Genomic DNA, 17038 nt, shown 5'->3' with positions numbered 1-17038 from the left:
CCCGTGCGCAAGCCATCAGATGGTGAGATCCTGGTTCCCCGCCCCGGCGGCGCTAAACATCTGACCTGAGGTGGCGGCGTCCGCTCGGCTGCTGGTGTCGTGACCCGCCTTTCAGCAAAATGAAGTACCGTTGCGCGCCATGGGTGTGTCGACGCGGCTCAAGAGCCGGTTCCGCAAGTTTCTGCAGCGTCCGGGCACGACGGTCGACCTGGCGCCGTTCCGGAAGCGGCTGCCGGCGATCGAAGCTCGTGAGGAGGCGTTGCGCGAGCTCGACGACGAGGCGCTGACCGCGGCGGCCGGCGAGGCGAAGGATTTCACCGAGATCTGCGCGATCGGGCGCGAGGCCGCGTGGCGTGCGCTCGAGCAGCGGCCGTACGACGTGCAGCTGCTCGGTGCCATGGCGCTGCTCTCCGGCCAGGTCGCCGAGATGGCCACCGGCGAGGGCAAGACGCTCACCGCCACCGTCGCCGCATACGGGCACGTCCGCCTCGGCCACGGCCCGGTGCACGTGCTGACCGTCAACGACTACCTGGCCCGCCGCGACGCCGAGTGGATGGAGCCGGTCTACAAGCTGCTCGGCCTCTCGGTCGGCTGGGTCACCGAGTCCTGCACCCCCGCGCAGCGCACCGAGGCCTACCTGGCCGACGTCACGTACGTCTCGGTCAGCGAGGCCGGCTTCGACTACCTGCGCGACCAACTGGTCACCGACGTCGAGGACCGGGTGCAGCGCGAGCTGGCCACCGCGATCGTCGACGAGGCCGACTCGATCCTGATCGACGAGGCTCGCGTACCGATGGTCCTCGCCGGCTCGATCACCACCGAGGCCGACCCGGTGCACGAGGCCGCCGAGCTGGTCCGTGACCTGCGCGCCGGCAAGGACTACGAGGTCGCCGAGGACGGCCGCAGCGTTGCGCTGACCGACACCGGCCTCAAGCTGATCGAGGAGAAGCTCGGCGGCATCGACCTGTACGCCGACGACCAGGTCGAGCACCTCTCCGCGGTCAACGTGGCCCTGCACGCCCACGCCCTGCTGCACCGCGACGTCGACTACATCGTCCGCAACGGCGGCGTCGAGCTGATCGACGAGATGCGCGGCCGGGTCGCCCAGCGCCGCCGCTGGCCGGACGGCCTGCAGGCGGCCGTGGAGGCGAAGGAGGGGCTGAGCGCCACCGCCGAGGGCGAGGTGCTGGACACGATCACCGTGCAGGCCTACATCGCGCTGTACGCCACGGTGTGCGGCATGACCGCGACCGCGGTGCACGTCGGCGAGCAGCTGCGCGAGTATTTCAAGCTCGAGGTCGCGGTGATCCCGCCGAACACGGAGAACATCCGCGAGGACGAGCCGGACCGGATCTACTCGGTGCACGAGGACCGCGACCGCGCCCTGGTCGAGGAGATCCAGATCGCCCACGAGAAGGGCCGCCCGGTGCTCGTCGGGACCCTCGACGTGAAGGCGTCCGAGCTGCTGGCCAAGCAGCTGGCCGCGGCCGGCATCCCGTCGAACGTGCTGAACGCGAAGAACGACGCCGAGGAGGCCGTGATCATCGCGGAGGCCGGCGCGGTAGGCGCGGTCACCGTCTCCACCCAGATGGCCGGCCGGGGTGTCGACATCCGGCTGGGCGGCAGCGACGAGAAGGACCGCGACCGGGTGGTCGAGCTCGGCGGCCTGTTCGTGATCGGCTCCGGCCGGCACGACAGCCGCCGCGTCGACGACCAGCTCCGCGGCCGGGCGGGCCGGCAGGGCGACCCGGGCGGCTCGGTCTTCTTCGTGAGCCTCGAGGACGAGCTGGTGGTCCGGCACGCCGGCGACATCCTGCCCCGCTCCCCGCGGATGGACATGGACGGCGTCGTGCACGACGACCAGGTGGAGTACGCGGTCGAGCACGCTCAGCGGGTCGCCGAGGGCGTGAACCACGAGATCCACCGCAACACCTGGCGGTACAGCGTGGTCATCGAGCAGCAGCGGCTGCAGCTGGCCGAGCGGCGCGAGCGGCTGCTCACCTCCGAGGTCGCGGCCATCATGCTGCTCGAGCGTTCGCCGGAGAAGGCGAACGAGACCGACGAGGACGTGCTCTCCGACGCGGCCCGGGCGATCGCACTCTTCCACCTGGACCGGCTCTGGGCCGAGCACCTGGCCGAGCTGCAGGAGGTGCGGGAGGGCGTGCATCTGCGCGCGCTGGGCAAGCTGGACCCGCTGGACGAATTCCACCGGGCCGCCGTTCCGGCCTTCCAGAACCTGCTGACCCAGGTGGAGGCGCGCACCATCGAGACCTTCGAGCAGACCGATCTCACGGAGGGCTGGGAGCCGGAGCGCGCCGAGATCGTCCGCCCCAGCGCGACGTGGACGTATTTGGTGCACGACAACCCGTTCGGCTCCGAGCTGGACCGGTTGATTGCGGCGGTGGGACGCCGCCTGACCGGCGGAAACTGACGAGAAAGATCCCGCGTGGCGCCGTGTGCGCCACGCGGGATTTTTGCTTCCACAAAGAAATGTGGTGTGGCAATAATCTCATTATTGCCCGTCGATGCCTCGTGGCCTGCACGGACGTCACCGGATCAGTTCGGCAACGTTTAAACAGACTGACAGAAGCCGTTACCAGAATGCATTTGGCTGGGTCAAAGCCGATGTGGAACGATTTTCCCACAGTGTGGTTGCCGCCTTGACCCGGCAACAACGGTCGCGGAATTATTCACCGCGAATTTACGGAGGGTGATCGGTCGTATACGGTTACCGACCATGCAATTTCAGGGGGCTCTATCACAATGCCGGTAAGCGCGCTGTCGCCTCGTGTCAACCGCCATGCCACAGGTCCGGGGCGGGGTAGCTCCGGACTCCGCCGGCCCGCCGACTCCGCTTTGACCGTCACGGTCGCCATCCCACTCACCACCGACACTCTCTCGCCGCAGGCCCACAAGCTGATCGAGGCAGTCCGCGAGCTCGTCGAGATCAGCCAGGGCACGATCACCGTCGAGCCGGCCGCGACCGCTCTGCTGGAGCGCGACGAGCCCACCGGCCCGGAGGTGCGGCTGCTGACCGGGACCCGTCAGGTGCTGCTCGACGGGGAGCCGCTGCCGCTGACCCGGCTCGAGTTCGATCTCCTGCTGTTCCTGGCCGAGCGGCCCCGCCTGGTGTTCACCCGCGGCCAGCTGCTGGCCGGCGTCTGGGGCTACGAGCACACCGGCGAGCGCACCGTCGACGTGCACGTCCGCCGGCTGCGCCTCAAGCTCGGCGCCACCCTGCCGGTGATCACCACCGTGTACGGGGTGGGCTACCGCCTCTCGGACGACGCCCGGATCGTGGTGCAGCCCCGCGAGTAGTCTTCCGGGCGTGCGCGTCCGCCCGGTGTCCGTCGGCAACCTCGTCGAGGAGCTGGCCGATGAGCTGGCGAGTCGGGAACCTGACAGTTTTCTCCGCGTGGCCATCGACGGGCCCGCGGCGGCCGAGCCGGGACGCCTTGCCGACGCCCTGGTCGACCCGCTGCGGCTACGGGGGCGTCCGGCCGTGCGGATCGACACCGCCGACTTCCTGCGCCCCGCGTCGGTGCGCCTGGAGTTCGGGCGGGAGAACCCCGACTCGTTCTACGCGGGCTGGTTCGACGAGGCCGGCCTCGCCCGCGAGGTCCTCGACCGGGCCGGCCCGGGCGGCGACGGCCGGGTGCTGACCCGGCTCTGGAACGCGGAGACGGACCGCTCGGCGCGTGATTCCTACCACCTGCTGGCCCCGGCGTCGGTGCTGTTGGTGAGCGGCCCGCTGCTGCTCGGCGGCGGCCTCGCCGTCGACTTCGCGGTGCATCTGGAGATGTCCCCGGCGGCCCTGCTCCGGCGCACCCCACCTGGGCTGCGGTGGACCTTGCCGGCCTTCGATCGGTACGCGTCCGAGGTCGCCCCGGCGTCCTTCGCCGACGTGGTGCTGCGGGTCGACGACCCGAGGCGTCCGGCCCGCGTCGAGGAACGTTGGTGACGCGAGTCTGTAGCGGACTCGACCACTGACAGTTATGCTCCGGTTACTTTTTTAGCGGAGGGGCCAGTTTGGGACCTCCGGCGGCGGGTATCAAGGGCGCCCACGGTGCGATGGGTGGCCCCTGGAGGGATCCGCCGGCAGGGGCAGAGGAAGGGTGGGGGAGCGCATGCTCGTCAATGGAGCGGTGATCACGGGCAAGGGTGCCGCCAAGAGCCGGACGGCGGAAGAGGTCGAGCTGATCCGGGACATCCTGCGGGGCCGGTTCGACGACGCGAACGCCGAGTACGAGGAGGCGCTCGCGGAGTCCCACAAGCTCCGGCTGGTCGAGATCGGTGACGCGGCCGGCGACGACCAGGCCGACAGCGGATCCAAGACGGCCGAGCGCGACGCCGCCACGTCGCTGCTGCGTACCCTGCTGGACAGGCGGACGCAGGCCGAGCACGCCATGCAGCGGCTCGACGACGGCACCTACGGCAACTGCGAGGGGTGCTCGAACCCGATCCCGGTGGAGCGGCTCGAGGTCTTCCCCTCGGCCACCACGTGCGTCAACTGCAAGCAGAACCGCGAGCGCCGGGCCGGCTGAATCGGACGATCACGGGTCCGCCGCCTCGCAGCGGCGGACCCGCTGTATCAGCGCTAGCGTGATCGGATGGGCACGATCCAGGTGGGCACGGCCTCGTGGACGGACCGGACGCTGCTGGCCTCCGGCTGGTACCCGGCGTCGGCCGACACGCCGGAGAAGCGGCTGGCCTATTACGCCAGGCAGTTCCCGATCGTCGAGGTCGACGCGACCTACTACGGCCCGCCGAACGAGCAGACCACGAAACTGTGGGCGCAGCGTACGCCGGCGGGGTTCGTCTTCAACATCAAGGCGTTCAGCCTGCTGACCGGACACCCCACCCGGGTGTCCGCGATCTACAAGGATCTCCGGCCGGAGACGGACAAGAAAAACGTCTATCCCCAGGATCTCGCACCGCAGACGTACGAGGAGATCTGGAGCCGTTTTCTCACGGCGCTGGACCCGCTCGCCCAGGCCGGGAAGCTCGGCGCCGTGCTCTTCCAGTTCCCGCCCTGGTTCGGCATCCGGCGCTCGAACAAGGACTTCATGGTCGAGGTGGCGCAGCGGTGCAAGCCGCTGCGGCCGGTGTTCGAGCTGCGCAACGCGTCCTGGTTCGAGGGCGCGAACCAGACCGAGACGCTGGACTTCCTGCGCGCGCACGCGTTGCCGTTCGTCTGCGTGGACATGCCGCAGGGGCACCGGTCGTCGGTGCCGCCGGTCGTCGCGGCCACCGCGGACCTGGCGGTGGTGCGTTTCCACGGCCACTCCGACAAGTGGACCAGCAAGGACATCCACGAGAAGTTCGGCTACGAGTACTCCTCGGCCGAGCTGGCGAGCTGGGCGCCGAAGCTGCGCGACCTGTCCGACAAGTCGGGGCACGTGCAGGTGTTCATGAACAACTGCTACTCGGACTACGCCCAGCGCAACGCGTCCACCCTCATCGACCTGCTGGGCTCCGACTGACCTCGACGCCTCGGCGGCGGGCCAGCGCGGCCAGGGCGGTGGCATCCGCGACCGCCGCGCCGCCGGGATCATTGTTGAAGAAGACGTACGTACGGGGAAAACGCCCGGCCCGTTCGAGCCAGTGGGCCAGGGCCGCCCTGCCGTAGCGCGGCCATGGCCGGGCCCGGCCCTCGTGCAGCCGGACATATCCGAAATCGGCGGTCTGCCACAGCGGGTTGAGCGGCCGTCCCTTCCGATCCGCCCAGCACAGCGCCGCCCGGTGCTTCTCCAGCACCGCCCGCGTCTCGTCGGTGAACCAGCTCGGATGCCGGGGCTCGACGACCACCTCGACGTGCGGCGGGAACCCGGCGAGGGTCCGTTCGAGGGCGTCCGGGTCGCCCCGGAGGGAGGGCGGCAGCTGGATCAGCACCGGGCCGAGCTTGCGGCCCAGCCCCTCGGCCCGGGAAAGGAACCGCTGCACCGGCTCCTCCGGCTCGTTGAGCCGCTTCACGTGGGTCAGGTAACGGCTCATCTTCACCGCCACCACGAAGCCGGCCGGCGTCCGCTCCCGCCACTGCTCGAAGGTGGACCTCTCGGGCAGCCGGTAGAACGCGTTGTTCACCTCGACCGTGCCGAAGTTCTCCGCGTAGTGCTCCAGCCACAGCCGCTGCGGCAGCTTCTCCGGATAGAGGCCGCCGCGCCAGTCCTGGTACTGCCACCCAGAGGTTCCGACCATCAACACAATCCCCGAATACCCGGTTTTGCACGATCAACTCGGGGTACTTCGGGAGCCCACGACAACGAGGAGCTCCCATGTCACTCAGCGACGACGACATCATCGGCACCGGCACGCCCTCCGGCGAAGGTCCGGCCGACGGCGGCGCCGACGTGTCCGGCCACGACGGCGGCGCGGACGGCGGCGCCGGCGGGGAGGGCCCCGCCGACGGCGGCGCCAACCCCGGCGGCCAGGACGGCGGCGCGGACGGCGGCGCCGGCGGCGAGGGCCCCGCCGACGGCGGCGCCAACCCCGGCAGTCAGGACGGCGGGGCCGACGGCCCGGCCGCCTGAGCATCGGCATGACCGACGAGACGCCGGGCGGCCACCGCCCGGCACTCACCCGCTGCGTGAGCCTCGAGCCGGAGAAGTTCGCCGCCGCGCACTGGGGCCGGGAGCCGCTGCTGTCGCACGCCGGCCCGTTCACCGACCTGCTCTCCCCGGCCGCCGTCGACGAGCTGCTGAGCCGCCGCGGGCTGCGCACGCCGTTCCTGCGGGTCGCCCAGCGCGGCAAGGTGCTGCCCGACGGCCGATTCACCGGGCCGGGCGGCGCCGGCGCCGAGATCGCCGACCAGGTGCTCGACGACGAGGTGATGCGCCTGTTCGCCGGCGGCGCCACCCTCGTGCTGCAGGGCCTGCACCGGATGTGGCCGCCGCTGATCGGCTTCGCCCGCGAGCTGGGCGCCGAGCTGCGCCGCCCCGTGCAGGTCAACGCGTACCTGACCCCACCCGGCAGCCAGGGCTTCGACACCCACTACGACACGCACGACGTGTTCGTGCTGCAGGTCGACGGCGTGAAGAGGTGGCGCATCCACGAGCCGGTCCTCGACGATCCGATCGAACGCCAGCCGTGGGGCGGCCGCGCCGACGAGGTCGCGGCCGTCGCGCACGGCGAACCGGCCCTCGACGTGCTGCTGCGGCCGGGCGACGCCCTCTACCTGCCGCGCGGCTGGCTGCACTCGGCGCAGGCGCAGGAGTCCCGCTCCCTGCACCTCACCGTCGGGGTGCGCGCCCTCACCCGGTACGCCCTGGTCGAGGAGCTTCTGACGATGGCAGCCGACGACGTCCGCCTGCGCGGCACCCTGCCGTACGGTGTGGACGTCACCGACCCGGCCGCCCTCGAACCCACCCTGACCGACACGGTCGAGGCCCTGCGCGACTGGCTCGCCACCGCCGACCCGGTCGAGGTCGCCGCCCGGCTCACCGCCCGGGACTGGCCGGCCGCCCGCCCGGCCCCGATCTCCCCCCTCGCTCAGCTGGATTTCGCCGCCGGCCTGACCCCGTCATCGGCGGTGGCGGTGCGCGACGGTCTGCGATGGCGGCTGGTCGAGGACGGCCCCGGGCACGTCGTGCTGCGGCTGTCCGGCCGCGCGCTGAGGCTGCCGGCGTCCTGCGCGGAGGCGCTGCGCGTGGTGCTGGCCGGCGGCCCGGTGCGGGTCGCCGACCTGCCGCTCGACGACGACGCGGACCGCCTCGTGCTGGCCCGGAGGTTGTTGCGCGAGGGTGTCCTGACGCCGGCGTAGGGCCCGCCCTACCGATCGCGGCTCTTTGACGGCCGATCCCGGCTGCTACAGGCCGATCGCGGCCAGCACCAGGCCGCCGGTGACCAGACCCGTGATCAGCACGGTGGCCACCGTCGCGGCGTCCAGCCCCACCTGCCGGCGGTCGGCCACCTTCTTGGCCGCCACCACCGCCAGCACCGGGCAGGCCAGGAACACGACCAGGGCCACCACCGGCAGCGCGTCCCGCCACGTGCCGGTCCGCTCGTTGCCGGCCGCCTCCCGCAGCGCGTGGAAGACCAGCCCGGCGAGCAGACCGCTGACCAGACCGAAGAGCGCGAACAGCGCCTTCACCCCGAAGTTCAGCGGCTGCTGCGGCGGGATGTACTTGACCTTCGCGGCCACCTCCTCGAGGTAGTCCTCGGCGTTCCGGTCGCCGCGCTGCCGGGGGATCGACGCGGCCGGCATGGTGCGCCCGTAGCGCTCGGCGACCGGCCCGACCTTGTGCACGTACTCGGCCCACAGCCCGAGCGCCCGGGCGTCCACCCGCTCCAGGTCGCGCTGCGCCTGCTCGGCGGCCCGGGCGGCGCCGGCCAGGCCCTCGTCGGCCTCGCGGACGGCCTGGTCGGCGGCGGCGACCCGGCCGTCGTGCCATCGCCGCGCCTCGGCGCGCAGATCCGCCGCGTCGGCGTCCAGTGTGGTCAGCCGCCGCAGCACGCTGCGATAGTCGGCGGTCTCGAAGTCGGCCGGTTGAAGCTCGCTCATCGAGGGTTATTCACGACCTTCCTCGAGTTGCACCTCGCGCAAGTTGTCCATCCTGATCGCCACCGTCGTGAATAATCCTCGATCATTGTCCGTAAGGGATTATCACCTCGGCGCCACGATGCACCGAGCGGTCGAAATGCAGGGCCCGCCACGGCCGGGGGTACCAGGCCGGCGCGCCGGCGCCGGGATAGTACGGCGCGAGCTCGCTGCCGTGCACGTCCAGGGCCACCCACGCGCCGATCGGGTCGGTGCGCGAGGCGTGCCCGCCGAGCGCGTCGCGCAGCAGGCCGGCGCCGCGCCACCAGCCGAGCACGTGGATGCGCCGCTCCGGGCCCTGCCGCAGGATCGTGCGCAGCTGTCCGGCCGCGTCCTTGCCGCCGGGCAGCGCGTCGGCCGCGTAGATCAGCAGGAAATGCGGCCGGTCGGCGGGGAAGGCGCCGGAGGACTCGGCGGCGGCGTCCTCGAGCAGCCAGTCCGCGTTGTCCGCGTCGTACCAGCCGCACTCCGGCAGCTCGGCGCAGAGGTCGGCGGCCGGCTGCTTGGCGTCCTGGTCGAGGCAGAGCAGCGAGAAGCGGGCGCCGTCCGTCGGGAACTGGGCGGCGAGCGAGCGACCCGCGGTGGCCAGCACCGCGCACGCCTCCTCGGTGCGGGTGCCGAGGACGGCCAGATTGCGGCCGGGGGCGCGGCGCAACACCGTACGCGCAGATCGTGATTGGACGTCGATGGTGTCACCCAGCAGTACCACCGGCGCGGGCGAACCCTCGGCGGGGCCGAGCCGGCGGAAGTCCGGGCTGTCGGCGAGCCGGGGCCGGGCGTCGCCGTCGAACAGCCGGGGCGGCCCCTGGTCCCGCGGACGGCTGCGCCACAGGCGGTGCTGCAGCGCGTTCCACCGGTCGCGGTCGCCGGCCGCCGGGACCCGGACGATCTTGTTGGCCTCGGGGGTGCCGGAGTCGGCGTTGACCACCGCGTGGTAGCGCGGCAGCGAGTCGGCGGCGTTGTTCGTCTCGGGCAGCACGCGGCGGGCGCGGGGCAGGGCGAGCCGCAGCGAGAACTGCGCGACCAGCGCGGGCCGGCCCCACAGCGCCTCGATGCCGGAGACGTCCTGGCTGGCCAGGATCAGGTGGATGCCCTGCGAGCGCCCCCGGCGGGCGAGGTCCTCGAGCAGGTCGGCGGCCTCGCCGGTGACCGCGTCGCGGCCGGCCAGCAGCACCTGGAACTCGTCGACCACCGCGACGATCCGCGGCCACTGGCCCTCCGGGTCCTCGGCGCGCAGCTCGGCCAGGTTGGTCACCTCGTACCGCTTGGCCGCGTCGGCCCGGCGGCGCAGCTCCTCGCCGAGAAAACGCAGCAGCGCCAGCCCGAACTCCCGGTCGTTGTTGACGTTCACGCCGACCAGCCGCACGTGCGGCAGCCAGCTCGGGTCGCGCCGCCCCGGCGCGAACCGGGCGAACGACACCCCCTCCTTGAAGTCGAGCAGGTAGAAGGCCAGCTCGGCGGGGGAGTAGCGGGCGGCGAGCGCGCCCATCCAGGCGTAGATCAGGTTGGTCTTGCCGGTGCCGGACGGCCCGGCGATCAGCGCGTGCGGCGGGTAGTCGGAGAGCGTCACGGTCACCGGCACACCGAGCGGGCTGTCCCCGAGCGGCGCGGTCAGCCCGGTCGCCGAGCTCTCCTTCCACAGCTCCTGCGGGAGCAGGCTGTCCAGCGCCACCGGTGCGGGACCGGCCGCGACCGCCTCGGCGATCCGGCGGCAGGCCGCGGCCACGACCGCCTGCGGCGGGCCGTCGTCCAGCCGTACCGGAAGAGCGCCCGCGCTGCTCATCCCCGCATGATCGCCGTCCTGCGCGGTGATGAACTCGATGCCCGGCCCGGCCTGCACCGGCAGCCCCTGGATGATCAGGTGCACGCCGGCGGCGGCGCCGGTGCGCAGCAGCCGCTGCAGCTGGGTCTGCTCGGGCCGGCTCAGCTCGCCCGCGCCGAGCAGCACCGCCACCCGCCACGGCTCCGGCCGCCGGTGGGTGGCCGCCGCCAGCTCCCGCAGCGACGTGTACTCCCCGGCCAGGACCGTCTCGTTGATCCGGCGTACGTGGTCGACCAGCTCGTTCAGCAGCCCCGGCAACCCGCCCGGGCCGACGAAGGTCAGCACGCCGGCCGGCGCGAGCGTGGCGAACCGCGCCAGGCCCCCGCCGAGATGCTCCGGGTCGTACCCGGTGATGGTCAGCGCCCCCGGCGCGGCGGTGCCCAGCGCCCGCAGCAGCAGCCCGGCCACCACCTCATCGCCGGGCCGCCGCTCACCACGCACCACGATGTGCCCGTGGTCGAGGAACGGCACCAACGCCGGCACCTGCTCGGGGTGCGGCAGCAGCAGCCGGCCGATCCGCAGCTCGGCCGCGGTGTCCAGGGGGGTCGGCTGCCAGTCGCCCCACGGGTCGCCGGCCGCGCCCGGCGCCGCCCGGTCGGCCGCCGACGCGGCCGCCTCGGCGAACGCGGCGAGATCCTTGCGGTGCCGGTCGTCGATCTCGTGCAGCCGGCCGTCGAGGGTCTCGGCCACCTTCTTGCGGCGGGCGATCGCGGCGGCCACCACCCGCTCCCGGCGCTCGCCGGCGTTCGCGTACGCGTCCTGCGCCGCGGCGAGCGCGTTCTCCGCCGCGCCGAGCGCGTGCGAGAGCGCGGCCCGGATGTCCATCACCTGCTGTGCGGTCGAGTCAGCCATGGGGTGTCAGCACGCTCTCATCGGGCGTCGGCGGCCTCGGGGCGGCGCACCGGGTCGGGGGCGTCCGGCTTGAGCGAGGCCGCGTCGCGACCCAGCCGGGCGAGCAGCACGCCGGTCAGCACACCCGCCGTCACCGCGCTGTCGGCCGGGTGCGCGGCCTGCCCCGGCGGTTGCTTGACCGGGGCGCGGCAGATCCGGGCGAGCAGCGTGTCGAGCACCGCCGGGGAGGTGCCCGGCAGCAGCGAGCGCACCCGCCCGGCCGAGGCGGTGCGCAGCCGCTCCACGTCGTCCGGCCGGGGCTCGTGCCCGAGCAGGTCGCCGGCCAGCCGGTGCAGCACCGGCGAGGTCATCGCGGACAGCGCCAGCCCGGTCGCCGCGCTCGCACCGTGCAGGTCGCGCCCCACCTTCGCCTTGTCACCGGCGCGCACCCCGGAGGCGACCCGGCGCAGCAGCTCGGCAGTGTCCTCGGTGGCGGCCGCCTTGGTCCGGTCCTCCTTCGGGGCGGGCTCGCCGGTCAGCTGGGCGACCCGCTGCTGCCACCAGGGCCCGAGCTTCTCGCCCGGCGGTGGCGCCTCGCCGCCCGCCGCCTTGACCGCCGGCTGTTCGAGGCCCGCCTTCCAGGTCTGGTCGGGCGGGGCGGCGGCATCGGCGGCCAGCCCGAGGCCGGCCAGATAGGTCGCGAGGGAATCCTGCGTCACCCGCAGCGCGGCGGCGGCCCGCTCGGCGGCCTCCAGGGCGTTGCCCAGCTGCGGCACGCCCATCGGGTCCTGCGAGGTCTCGCGCACCCACATCAGCAGCTCGGTGGCGCTGCGCAGCTTTTCCATCGCCACCGTGACCAGCCCGGTGGGCAACTCGTCGGAGGCGGCGCGAACCTGCGCGCCGAGGTCCTGGATCAGCGACATCTCAGAGGTTGGCCGTGTAGGTCTGCGCCTGCTCGACGGCGGCCGCCGTCACGCCGATGCACTCCTCGAGCTGCTGGTCGGCCTGCGACAGTGAGGCATACGCCGAGGTCACCGCGTCGTGCCCGCTGCCGTCGAGCGCCGCGGCCAGGCTCTGCTGGGCCTCGCCCAGCTTCTCCCGGGCCGCCTGTATCGCCGCCTGCCCCTCGCTGACCTGCTGGAGCGCGGCGTCGACGGCCGCTTTGACCTCGGCGACACTGGCCACCCGTGCAGCCTCCTGCTGTGCGGAACCCGACTTCGGCCCTCAGCCTACTGCCCCCTTCCTGCCCTGCCGTCCCCGCACACCCCATTCGCGGGACAGGCCGGAACCCTTACCGAAGCACCGCCGCACACCCCGTCCGCCCGTCGAGTCCAAGATCCGACGGTGAGTGAAAGTGAGTGAGCCGTGGCGCCATCTGCCAACCAGTTGGCGCGATCGGCCACTGCATCGGGCCGGCCGGGACCGTAGCGTCATTGTCATGTCCTGGAGCATCGAAGACATTCCCCGGCAGAACGGCCGGGTGGCCGTCGTGACCGGCGCCAACGGCGGCCTCGGCGAGATCACCGCCGGCGCCCTGGCCGGCAAGGGCGCCCACGTCGTGATGGCCGCCCGCGACCAGGCGAAGGCGACCGCGGCCCGAGACCGGCTGCTCGCCCAGCACCCCGGCGCCTCGGTCGAGATCGTCGAGCTCGACCTCGGCGACCTGGCCTCGGTCGAGCGCGCCGCCGATGCCATCCTCGCCGCGCACCCGGCGATCGACCTGCTGATCAACAACGCCGGGGTGATGGCGATGCCGCAGCGGCGCACCGCCGACGGCTTCGAGTCCCAGCTCGGCATCAACCACCTCGGGCACTGGGCGCTCACCGCCCGCCTGCTGCCGGCCGTGCTCCGCGCCCCCGCCGCCCGGGTGGTCACCCTGACCAGCGGCGCGCAGCACCTGGGGCGCCCGCTCGACCCCGACGACCCGTTCCTCGACCGCAACTACAAACCCTGGCTTGCGTACGCGAACAGCAAGCTCGCCGACCGCCACTTCGCGCAGGGTCTCGACCGCCAGTTCCGGGCGGCCGGGGTGCCCGCCCGGGCGCTCACGGCCCACCCCGGCCTCTCCGACACCGGCCTCCAGTCGCACACCGTCCACGAGGGCGGCGGCGGCCGGCTGGGCCCGTTCTTCCTGACGCTCACCCGCCGGATCGGCATGACCCCGGCCCGCGGCGCCCTGTGCCAGCTACGCGCCGCCACCGACCCGCACGCCACCGGCGGCACGATGTACGGCCCACGCTGGAACAGCAGCGGCCCGCCGGTGCGCCGCCGCCTGATCCGCCCCGGCGCCGACCACGCGATCGCCGTGCTGTGGTCGGTCTCCCGGCGGTTGACCGGCCTCGACATCGACGTGTCCCGGGTGGTGGCCGCTTGACCGTCGCCCGCTTCGCGCTCAGCCCCGCCACCGTCGCCCTGCTGGCCGACCTGGGCGTGCCGGTCCCCGCCGTACTGCGGGTGGCCGGCCTGCCCGAGGACCTGTTCCTGAGCCCGCAGGTCAACCTGACTCCCGCGCAGTTCTACGCCTTGTGGACGGCGCTGGAGTCGGTCACCGGGGACCCGGCGATCGGGGCCAGTATGGCGGGCCACATCTCGGCCGAGATCTTCCAGCCGCCGCTGTTCGCTGCGCTGTGCAGCCCCGATCTGCGGCACGCGGCCGAGCGGATGGCCGTGCACAAGCGCCTGATCGGCCCGCTGGCCCTGTCCGTCACGGACGTCGCCGTTTCCGGCTCGGGCGTTGTTTCGGGTACGGGCGTTGTTTCGGGCTCGGGCGTTGTTTCGGGCTCGGGCGTGGACGGGGGCGTGCGGCTGACCGTGACGTGGCCGGAGAGCCCGCCGCCGCCGAACGGCCTGGTCGCCTTCGAGCTGGCCTTCATCGTGATGCTGGCCCGGCTGGGCACCCGCGCCCGCGTCCTCCCGACGGCGATCACCATGCCGGCCCCGCCCGGCGGTGAGGCCGGGAAGGCGTACCGGGAATTGCTGGGAATGCCCTTCACCGTCGGGACGTCGACCAGCGTGACCTTCTCGGCCGCCGACGCTTCGCGACCGTTTCTCACCGCGAACGACGAGATGTGGCGCGTCTTCGAGCCCGAGCTGCGGCGCCGCCTGGCCGACCTGGACCGCGTCGAGTCCACCTCGGACCGAGTCCGGGCCGCCCTCCTGGAGCTGCTGCCGGCCGGCCGCACCGACGCACCGGCGGTCGCCCGGCGACTGGCCCTGAGCCCCCGAACCCTCCAGCGCCGCCTGGCCGACGAGGGCACCACGTTCCAGACCGTCCTCGACCGCACCCGGCTCGCGCTCGCCCACCACTACCTGGACCGCCCGGACGTCACCGTCGCCGAGGTAGCGTTCCTGCTCGGCTACGACGAGCCCAGCTCGTTCTACCGGGCATTCCACCGCTGGTCCGGCACGACACCGCAGCAGGCCCGAGCCGCGGCGCTGTAAGCAGCGCCAACCAGCCCCGATGATCACGGATTCAAGGTCTGTCGTGCTCGTCTGTCGTGCCCGTTGCGCTCGCCTGTCGAGCCCGCCTGTCGAGCCCGCCTGCCGGGCCCGCCTGTCGAGCTCGCCTGTCGAGCTCGCCTGTCGAGCTCGCCTGTCGAGCCCGCCTGTCGAGCCCGCCTGCCGAGCCCGCCTGCCGAGCCCGCCTGCCGAGCCCGCCCACCAAGCCCGCCCACCAAGCCCGCCCACCAAGCCCGCCCTCCCAGGGGGTGCCCCCGTCGGTCATTCTGACGAAGAAATCGCGATGTTGCGCGGACGAGGCCGGGTGCTCTGTGGACAACGAGATTCTGTGGAAACGCCACGTGATCACCAGGACATGTGCTACGGCATCCGCGGCGAGGACGACGGCGCACCTCGGCCGGTGCGCGACGGCCCGGCGGCTACGCGAAGGGCCGCGATTGCCCGCGGCCACGCGGTGGGCCGCGATTGCCCGGCGGCCGCGCGGTGGGCCGCGATTGCCCGGAGCGGCGCGATTGCCCGGCGGGCACACGGAGAGCGCCAACCCCGGCGGCCGAGCGGAGAGCTGCCACTGCCCGACGTGCATGTGGACAGGCCCCCGAAGTCGTCCGGAGCGGGCGCCCAGCGGGCACGCCCCAGACCGCCCCAACCACACGGGCGGCCGACCCGTGTCAGGCCGGTACAGAGCGGGAGTAGGCGACCACCCCCATCGCGACGACCGCGAACAGCGCCGCGATCGGGGCGAACGCGAACCCCGTGCGCACGCTCACGTCCGTGAGCGGCCCCGCCACCGCCGCCCCCGTCGCGCTGCCGACCGTAAAAGCCGTGAAGATCCAGGCGAAGGCCTCGACGGCCGTGCCCGGTGGGGCCAGCCGGTCCGCCGCCAGGAAGCACGCCGTCAGCAGCGGGGGCAGCCCGACACCGCTGATCGCCTGCAGCAGGGCCATCCAGCCGGGCGCGGGCACCAGCAGCAACGGGAGGTAGCCGAGCGCGAAACACCCGGCCAGCAGCGGCAGGCGGGACGGGCCGCCGGGCCTGGCTCGGGTGTAGAGCAGGCCGCCGGCCAGCGCGCCCATGGCCTGGCAGGCCAGCAGCCAGCCGGTCAGGCCGCGGTCGCCGGACGCCTCGGCGTAGCCGGTCAGCACCACCGGAATGCTGCCGACGGCGGCGCCGGTGCAGGCCACGCCCAGGACCAGGACGACCAGGCGGGGGATCCGCAGCGGGCCGGCCCAGTGCCGGACGCCGACGTCGCCGCCGCGCCAGCCGCGTACGACGGGAGCGTTGGCGAAGGCGGCCACCCCGCCCAGCTGGAGGGCGGCCGCGGTGAGCAGGGCGGCCGTGGGGCCGGCAGCCGCCGTGGCGGCCAGGGTGACCAGGGGGCCGGCCACGAAGATGACTTCCTGCAGGGCGATGTCGAGCGCGTACGCGGCGGTGATGTCGGCGGCCGGCACCAGGTCGGGCCAGAGCGCGCGCAGGCAGGCCTCCAGGGGCGGGGTGCCGAGGCCCGCCAGGGCCGCGCCGGCCAGCAGCGGCGCGGGCCGGCCCGTGCTGAACGCGGCGATCAGGTAGCCGGCGGCGGAGAGCGACGCGGAGGCGTACAGGACGGGGGGTTGCCGCCACCGGTCGACCGAGCGGGCCAGGACGGGGGCGCCGGCGGCCATGCCGGCGGTGAAGACGGCGACGACGATGCCGGCGACGGCGAGGCTGACGGACTGTCGCGCGTGGAGCAGCAGGGCCAGGGGAGCGGCGGCGAGCGGCAGGCGGCCGATCTGGCTGGCGATGAGAACGACGGGCACCTGGGGTGCGCGCAGGACCGCGGAGGCGGTGGGCATGACGTGGGACTCCCGGCTGAGGAGAAGAGAAAGGGGGATGGGGTGGGGCCGGGAGCGGTCAGGGAGCGAAGTCGCCGCGATCGTGGTCGTTGCCGTAGAGCGGGAGGTCGGGCGTGACCCAGTAGGCAAGCGCCAGCAAGCAAGCCAAGGTCACCGCGACAGCCTATCGCCGGGGGACGCTGGACGGGCCCCGCACCTCGCCGCCGAGGGCGAGGACCCGTTCGCGCAGCCCGCGGTCGGCGGTGACGACCACGGTCCGGCGGGTGCGGGCGGCCACCCGTACGAGATCGGCGATCTTGTCGTCCCCGGAGCCGGTCGCGCGCTCCACCCGTACCCCGTTGTCGGCCTGCGGGATGTCCCTGGCCTTGCCCTCGACGACCAGGGTGACCTCGACGGGGCCCGGAATGTCCGGCAGGCCGGCCGGTGGCACCGCCGCCAGGCGGTCGCGGAGCCGGATCGCCGCGCCGGCCCGGTCGCGCCACCATCCGTCGGGGACGGATCCGACGACGTTGGCCCCGTCGACGATCACGAGCGGTACGGTCGTCATGAGAGTTGAGTCTC

General features: G+C 73.2%; 16 protein-coding genes. 9 read left to right on the top strand and 7 right to left on the bottom strand.

Annotated elements, in window-relative coordinates; all coding sequences use genetic code 11:
* Nucleotides 1–139 precede the first annotated feature (139 nt).
* The 5 genes from secA2 (at nucleotide 140) to ODJ79_RS22875 (ending at nucleotide 5483) form a co-directional block, all read left to right on the top strand.
* Nucleotides 140–2431, top strand: coding sequence for an accessory Sec system translocase SecA2 (secA2, locus tag ODJ79_RS22895; protein WP_263025585.1), 2292 nt, complete (start codon nucleotides 140–142; stop codon nucleotides 2429–2431).
* 332 nt (nucleotides 2432–2763) lie between these two features.
* Nucleotides 2764–3318, top strand: a complete 555-nt coding sequence (locus ODJ79_RS22890; RefSeq protein ID WP_263025584.1) for a winged helix-turn-helix domain-containing protein — start codon at nucleotides 2764–2766, stop codon at nucleotides 3316–3318.
* A gap of 10 nt (nucleotides 3319–3328) precedes the next feature.
* On the top strand, nucleotides 3329–3961 hold the full coding sequence (locus tag ODJ79_RS22885; RefSeq protein WP_263025583.1) for a uridine kinase: 633 nt from the start codon (nucleotides 3329–3331) through the stop codon (nucleotides 3959–3961).
* Nucleotides 3962–4127: 166 nt separating this feature from the next.
* Complete coding sequence (locus ODJ79_RS22880; protein ID WP_263025582.1) at nucleotides 4128–4544, top strand: TraR/DksA family transcriptional regulator; 417 nt, start codon at nucleotides 4128–4130, stop codon at nucleotides 4542–4544.
* A 66-nt stretch (nucleotides 4545–4610) separates the two neighbouring features.
* A complete protein-coding gene (locus ODJ79_RS22875) occupies nucleotides 4611–5483 on the top strand; it encodes a DUF72 domain-containing protein (protein ID WP_263025581.1) in 873 nt (290 codons plus the stop codon).
* Here ODJ79_RS22875 and ODJ79_RS22870 read toward each other — a convergent pair.
* On the bottom strand, nucleotides 5458–6198 hold the full coding sequence (locus ODJ79_RS22870) for a DUF72 domain-containing protein (RefSeq protein ID WP_263025580.1): 741 nt from the start codon (nucleotides 6196–6198) through the stop codon (nucleotides 5458–5460). The genes ODJ79_RS22875 and ODJ79_RS22870 overlap by 26 nt on opposite strands.
* Before the next feature lie 77 nt (nucleotides 6199–6275).
* On the opposite strand from ODJ79_RS22870, the gene ODJ79_RS22865 reads away from it, so the two are divergent.
* Both ODJ79_RS22865 and ODJ79_RS22860 read left to right on the top strand, forming a co-directional pair.
* Nucleotides 6276–6530 (top strand): BatC protein, encoded by a 255-nt coding sequence (locus ODJ79_RS22865; RefSeq protein ID WP_263025579.1) that lies wholly within the window; start codon nucleotides 6276–6278, stop codon nucleotides 6528–6530.
* Nucleotides 6531–6538: 8 nt separating this feature from the next.
* Complete coding sequence (locus tag ODJ79_RS22860) at nucleotides 6539–7759, top strand: cupin domain-containing protein (protein ID WP_263025578.1); 1221 nt, start codon at nucleotides 6539–6541, stop codon at nucleotides 7757–7759.
* A 45-nt stretch (nucleotides 7760–7804) separates the two neighbouring features.
* On the opposite strand, the gene ODJ79_RS22855 is transcribed toward ODJ79_RS22860, so the two are convergent.
* The 4 genes from ODJ79_RS22855 to ODJ79_RS22840 all read right to left on the bottom strand — a co-directional run bounded on the left by ODJ79_RS22855 (nucleotide 7805) and on the right by ODJ79_RS22840 (nucleotide 12374).
* The gene (locus ODJ79_RS22855) at nucleotides 7805–8500 is read right to left on the bottom strand and encodes a hypothetical protein (RefSeq protein ID WP_263025577.1); all 696 of its coding nucleotides are present in this window, start codon (nucleotides 8498–8500) and stop codon (nucleotides 7805–7807) included.
* Nucleotides 8501–8582: 82 nt separating this feature from the next.
* On the bottom strand, nucleotides 8583–11210 hold the full coding sequence (locus tag ODJ79_RS22850) for an FtsK/SpoIIIE domain-containing protein (protein WP_263025576.1): 2628 nt from the start codon (nucleotides 11208–11210) through the stop codon (nucleotides 8583–8585).
* Between the two features lie 17 nt (nucleotides 11211–11227).
* The gene (locus ODJ79_RS22845) at nucleotides 11228–12112 is read right to left on the bottom strand and encodes a hypothetical protein (protein WP_263025575.1); all 885 of its coding nucleotides are present in this window, start codon (nucleotides 12110–12112) and stop codon (nucleotides 11228–11230) included.
* 1 nt (nucleotide 12113) lies between these two features.
* Nucleotides 12114–12374: a hypothetical protein gene (locus tag ODJ79_RS22840; protein ID WP_263025574.1), complete on the bottom strand. Its 261-nt coding sequence runs from the start codon at nucleotides 12372–12374 to the stop codon at nucleotides 12114–12116.
* Nucleotides 12375–12627: 253 nt separating this feature from the next.
* Between ODJ79_RS22840 and ODJ79_RS22835 the strand changes: the two genes are divergently transcribed.
* Together ODJ79_RS22835 and ODJ79_RS22830 are read left to right on the top strand one after the other, a co-directional pair.
* Nucleotides 12628–13563, top strand: a complete 936-nt coding sequence (locus ODJ79_RS22835; protein WP_263025573.1) for an oxidoreductase — start codon at nucleotides 12628–12630, stop codon at nucleotides 13561–13563.
* Nucleotides 13560–14630, top strand: coding sequence for an AraC family transcriptional regulator (locus ODJ79_RS22830; RefSeq protein ID WP_263025572.1), 1071 nt, complete (start codon nucleotides 13560–13562; stop codon nucleotides 14628–14630). The genes ODJ79_RS22835 and ODJ79_RS22830 overlap by 4 nt, the downstream gene beginning before the upstream one ends.
* A 686-nt stretch (nucleotides 14631–15316) precedes the next feature.
* Here ODJ79_RS22830 and ODJ79_RS22825 read toward each other — a convergent pair.
* Nucleotides 15317–16477 carry an MFS transporter gene (locus ODJ79_RS22825; protein WP_263025571.1) on the bottom strand — a complete coding sequence of 387 codons (1161 nt, stop codon included), beginning with the start codon at nucleotides 16475–16477 and terminating at the stop codon, nucleotides 15317–15319.
* 163 nt (nucleotides 16478–16640) lie between these two features.
* Entirely contained in the window at nucleotides 16641–17024 is a 384-nt protein-coding gene (locus ODJ79_RS22820) for a hypothetical protein (protein ID WP_263025570.1), read from the bottom strand.
* Nucleotides 17025–17038 lie beyond the last annotated feature (14 nt).

Origin of the sequence: Actinoplanes sp. KI2 (assembly GCF_025630775.1) — a bacterium.
Lineage (GTDB): Bacteria > Actinomycetota > Actinomycetes > Mycobacteriales > Micromonosporaceae > Actinoplanes.
This window is presented reverse-complemented; position numbering and strand designations above follow the sequence as displayed.

Excerpts from the sequence above, each read along its gene's own strand:
- ODJ79_RS22870 (WP_263025580.1), bottom strand. The coding sequence starts at position 6,198 with ATGGTCGGAACCTCTGGGTGGCAGTACCAGGACTGGCGCGGCGGCCTC.
- ODJ79_RS22835 (WP_263025573.1), top strand. The coding sequence starts at position 12,628 with ATGTCCTGGAGCATCGAAGACATTCCCCGGCAGAACGGCCGGGTGGCC.
- ODJ79_RS22890 (WP_263025584.1), top strand. The coding sequence starts at position 2,764 with ATGCCGGTAAGCGCGCTGTCGCCTCGTGTCAACCGCCATGCCACAGGT.
- ODJ79_RS22860 (WP_263025578.1), top strand. The coding sequence starts at position 6,539 with ATGACCGACGAGACGCCGGGCGGCCACCGCCCGGCACTCACCCGCTGC.
- ODJ79_RS22855 (WP_263025577.1), bottom strand. The coding sequence starts at position 8,500 with ATGAGCGAGCTTCAACCGGCCGACTTCGAGACCGCCGACTATCGCAGC.
- ODJ79_RS22875 (WP_263025581.1), top strand. The coding sequence starts at position 4,611 with ATGGGCACGATCCAGGTGGGCACGGCCTCGTGGACGGACCGGACGCTG.
- ODJ79_RS22880 (WP_263025582.1), top strand. The coding sequence starts at position 4,128 with ATGCTCGTCAATGGAGCGGTGATCACGGGCAAGGGTGCCGCCAAGAGC.
- ODJ79_RS22825 (WP_263025571.1), bottom strand. The coding sequence starts at position 16,477 with ATGCCCACCGCCTCCGCGGTCCTGCGCGCACCCCAGGTGCCCGTCGTT.
- ODJ79_RS22850 (WP_263025576.1), bottom strand. The coding sequence starts at position 11,210 with ATGGCTGACTCGACCGCACAGCAGGTGATGGACATCCGGGCCGCGCTC.
- ODJ79_RS22845 (WP_263025575.1), bottom strand. The coding sequence starts at position 12,112 with ATGTCGCTGATCCAGGACCTCGGCGCGCAGGTTCGCGCCGCCTCCGAC.
- ODJ79_RS22865 (WP_263025579.1), top strand. The coding sequence starts at position 6,276 with ATGTCACTCAGCGACGACGACATCATCGGCACCGGCACGCCCTCCGGC.
- secA2 (WP_263025585.1), top strand. The coding sequence starts at position 140 with ATGGGTGTGTCGACGCGGCTCAAGAGCCGGTTCCGCAAGTTTCTGCAG.
- ODJ79_RS22820 (WP_263025570.1), bottom strand. The coding sequence starts at position 17,024 with ATGACGACCGTACCGCTCGTGATCGTCGACGGGGCCAACGTCGTCGGA.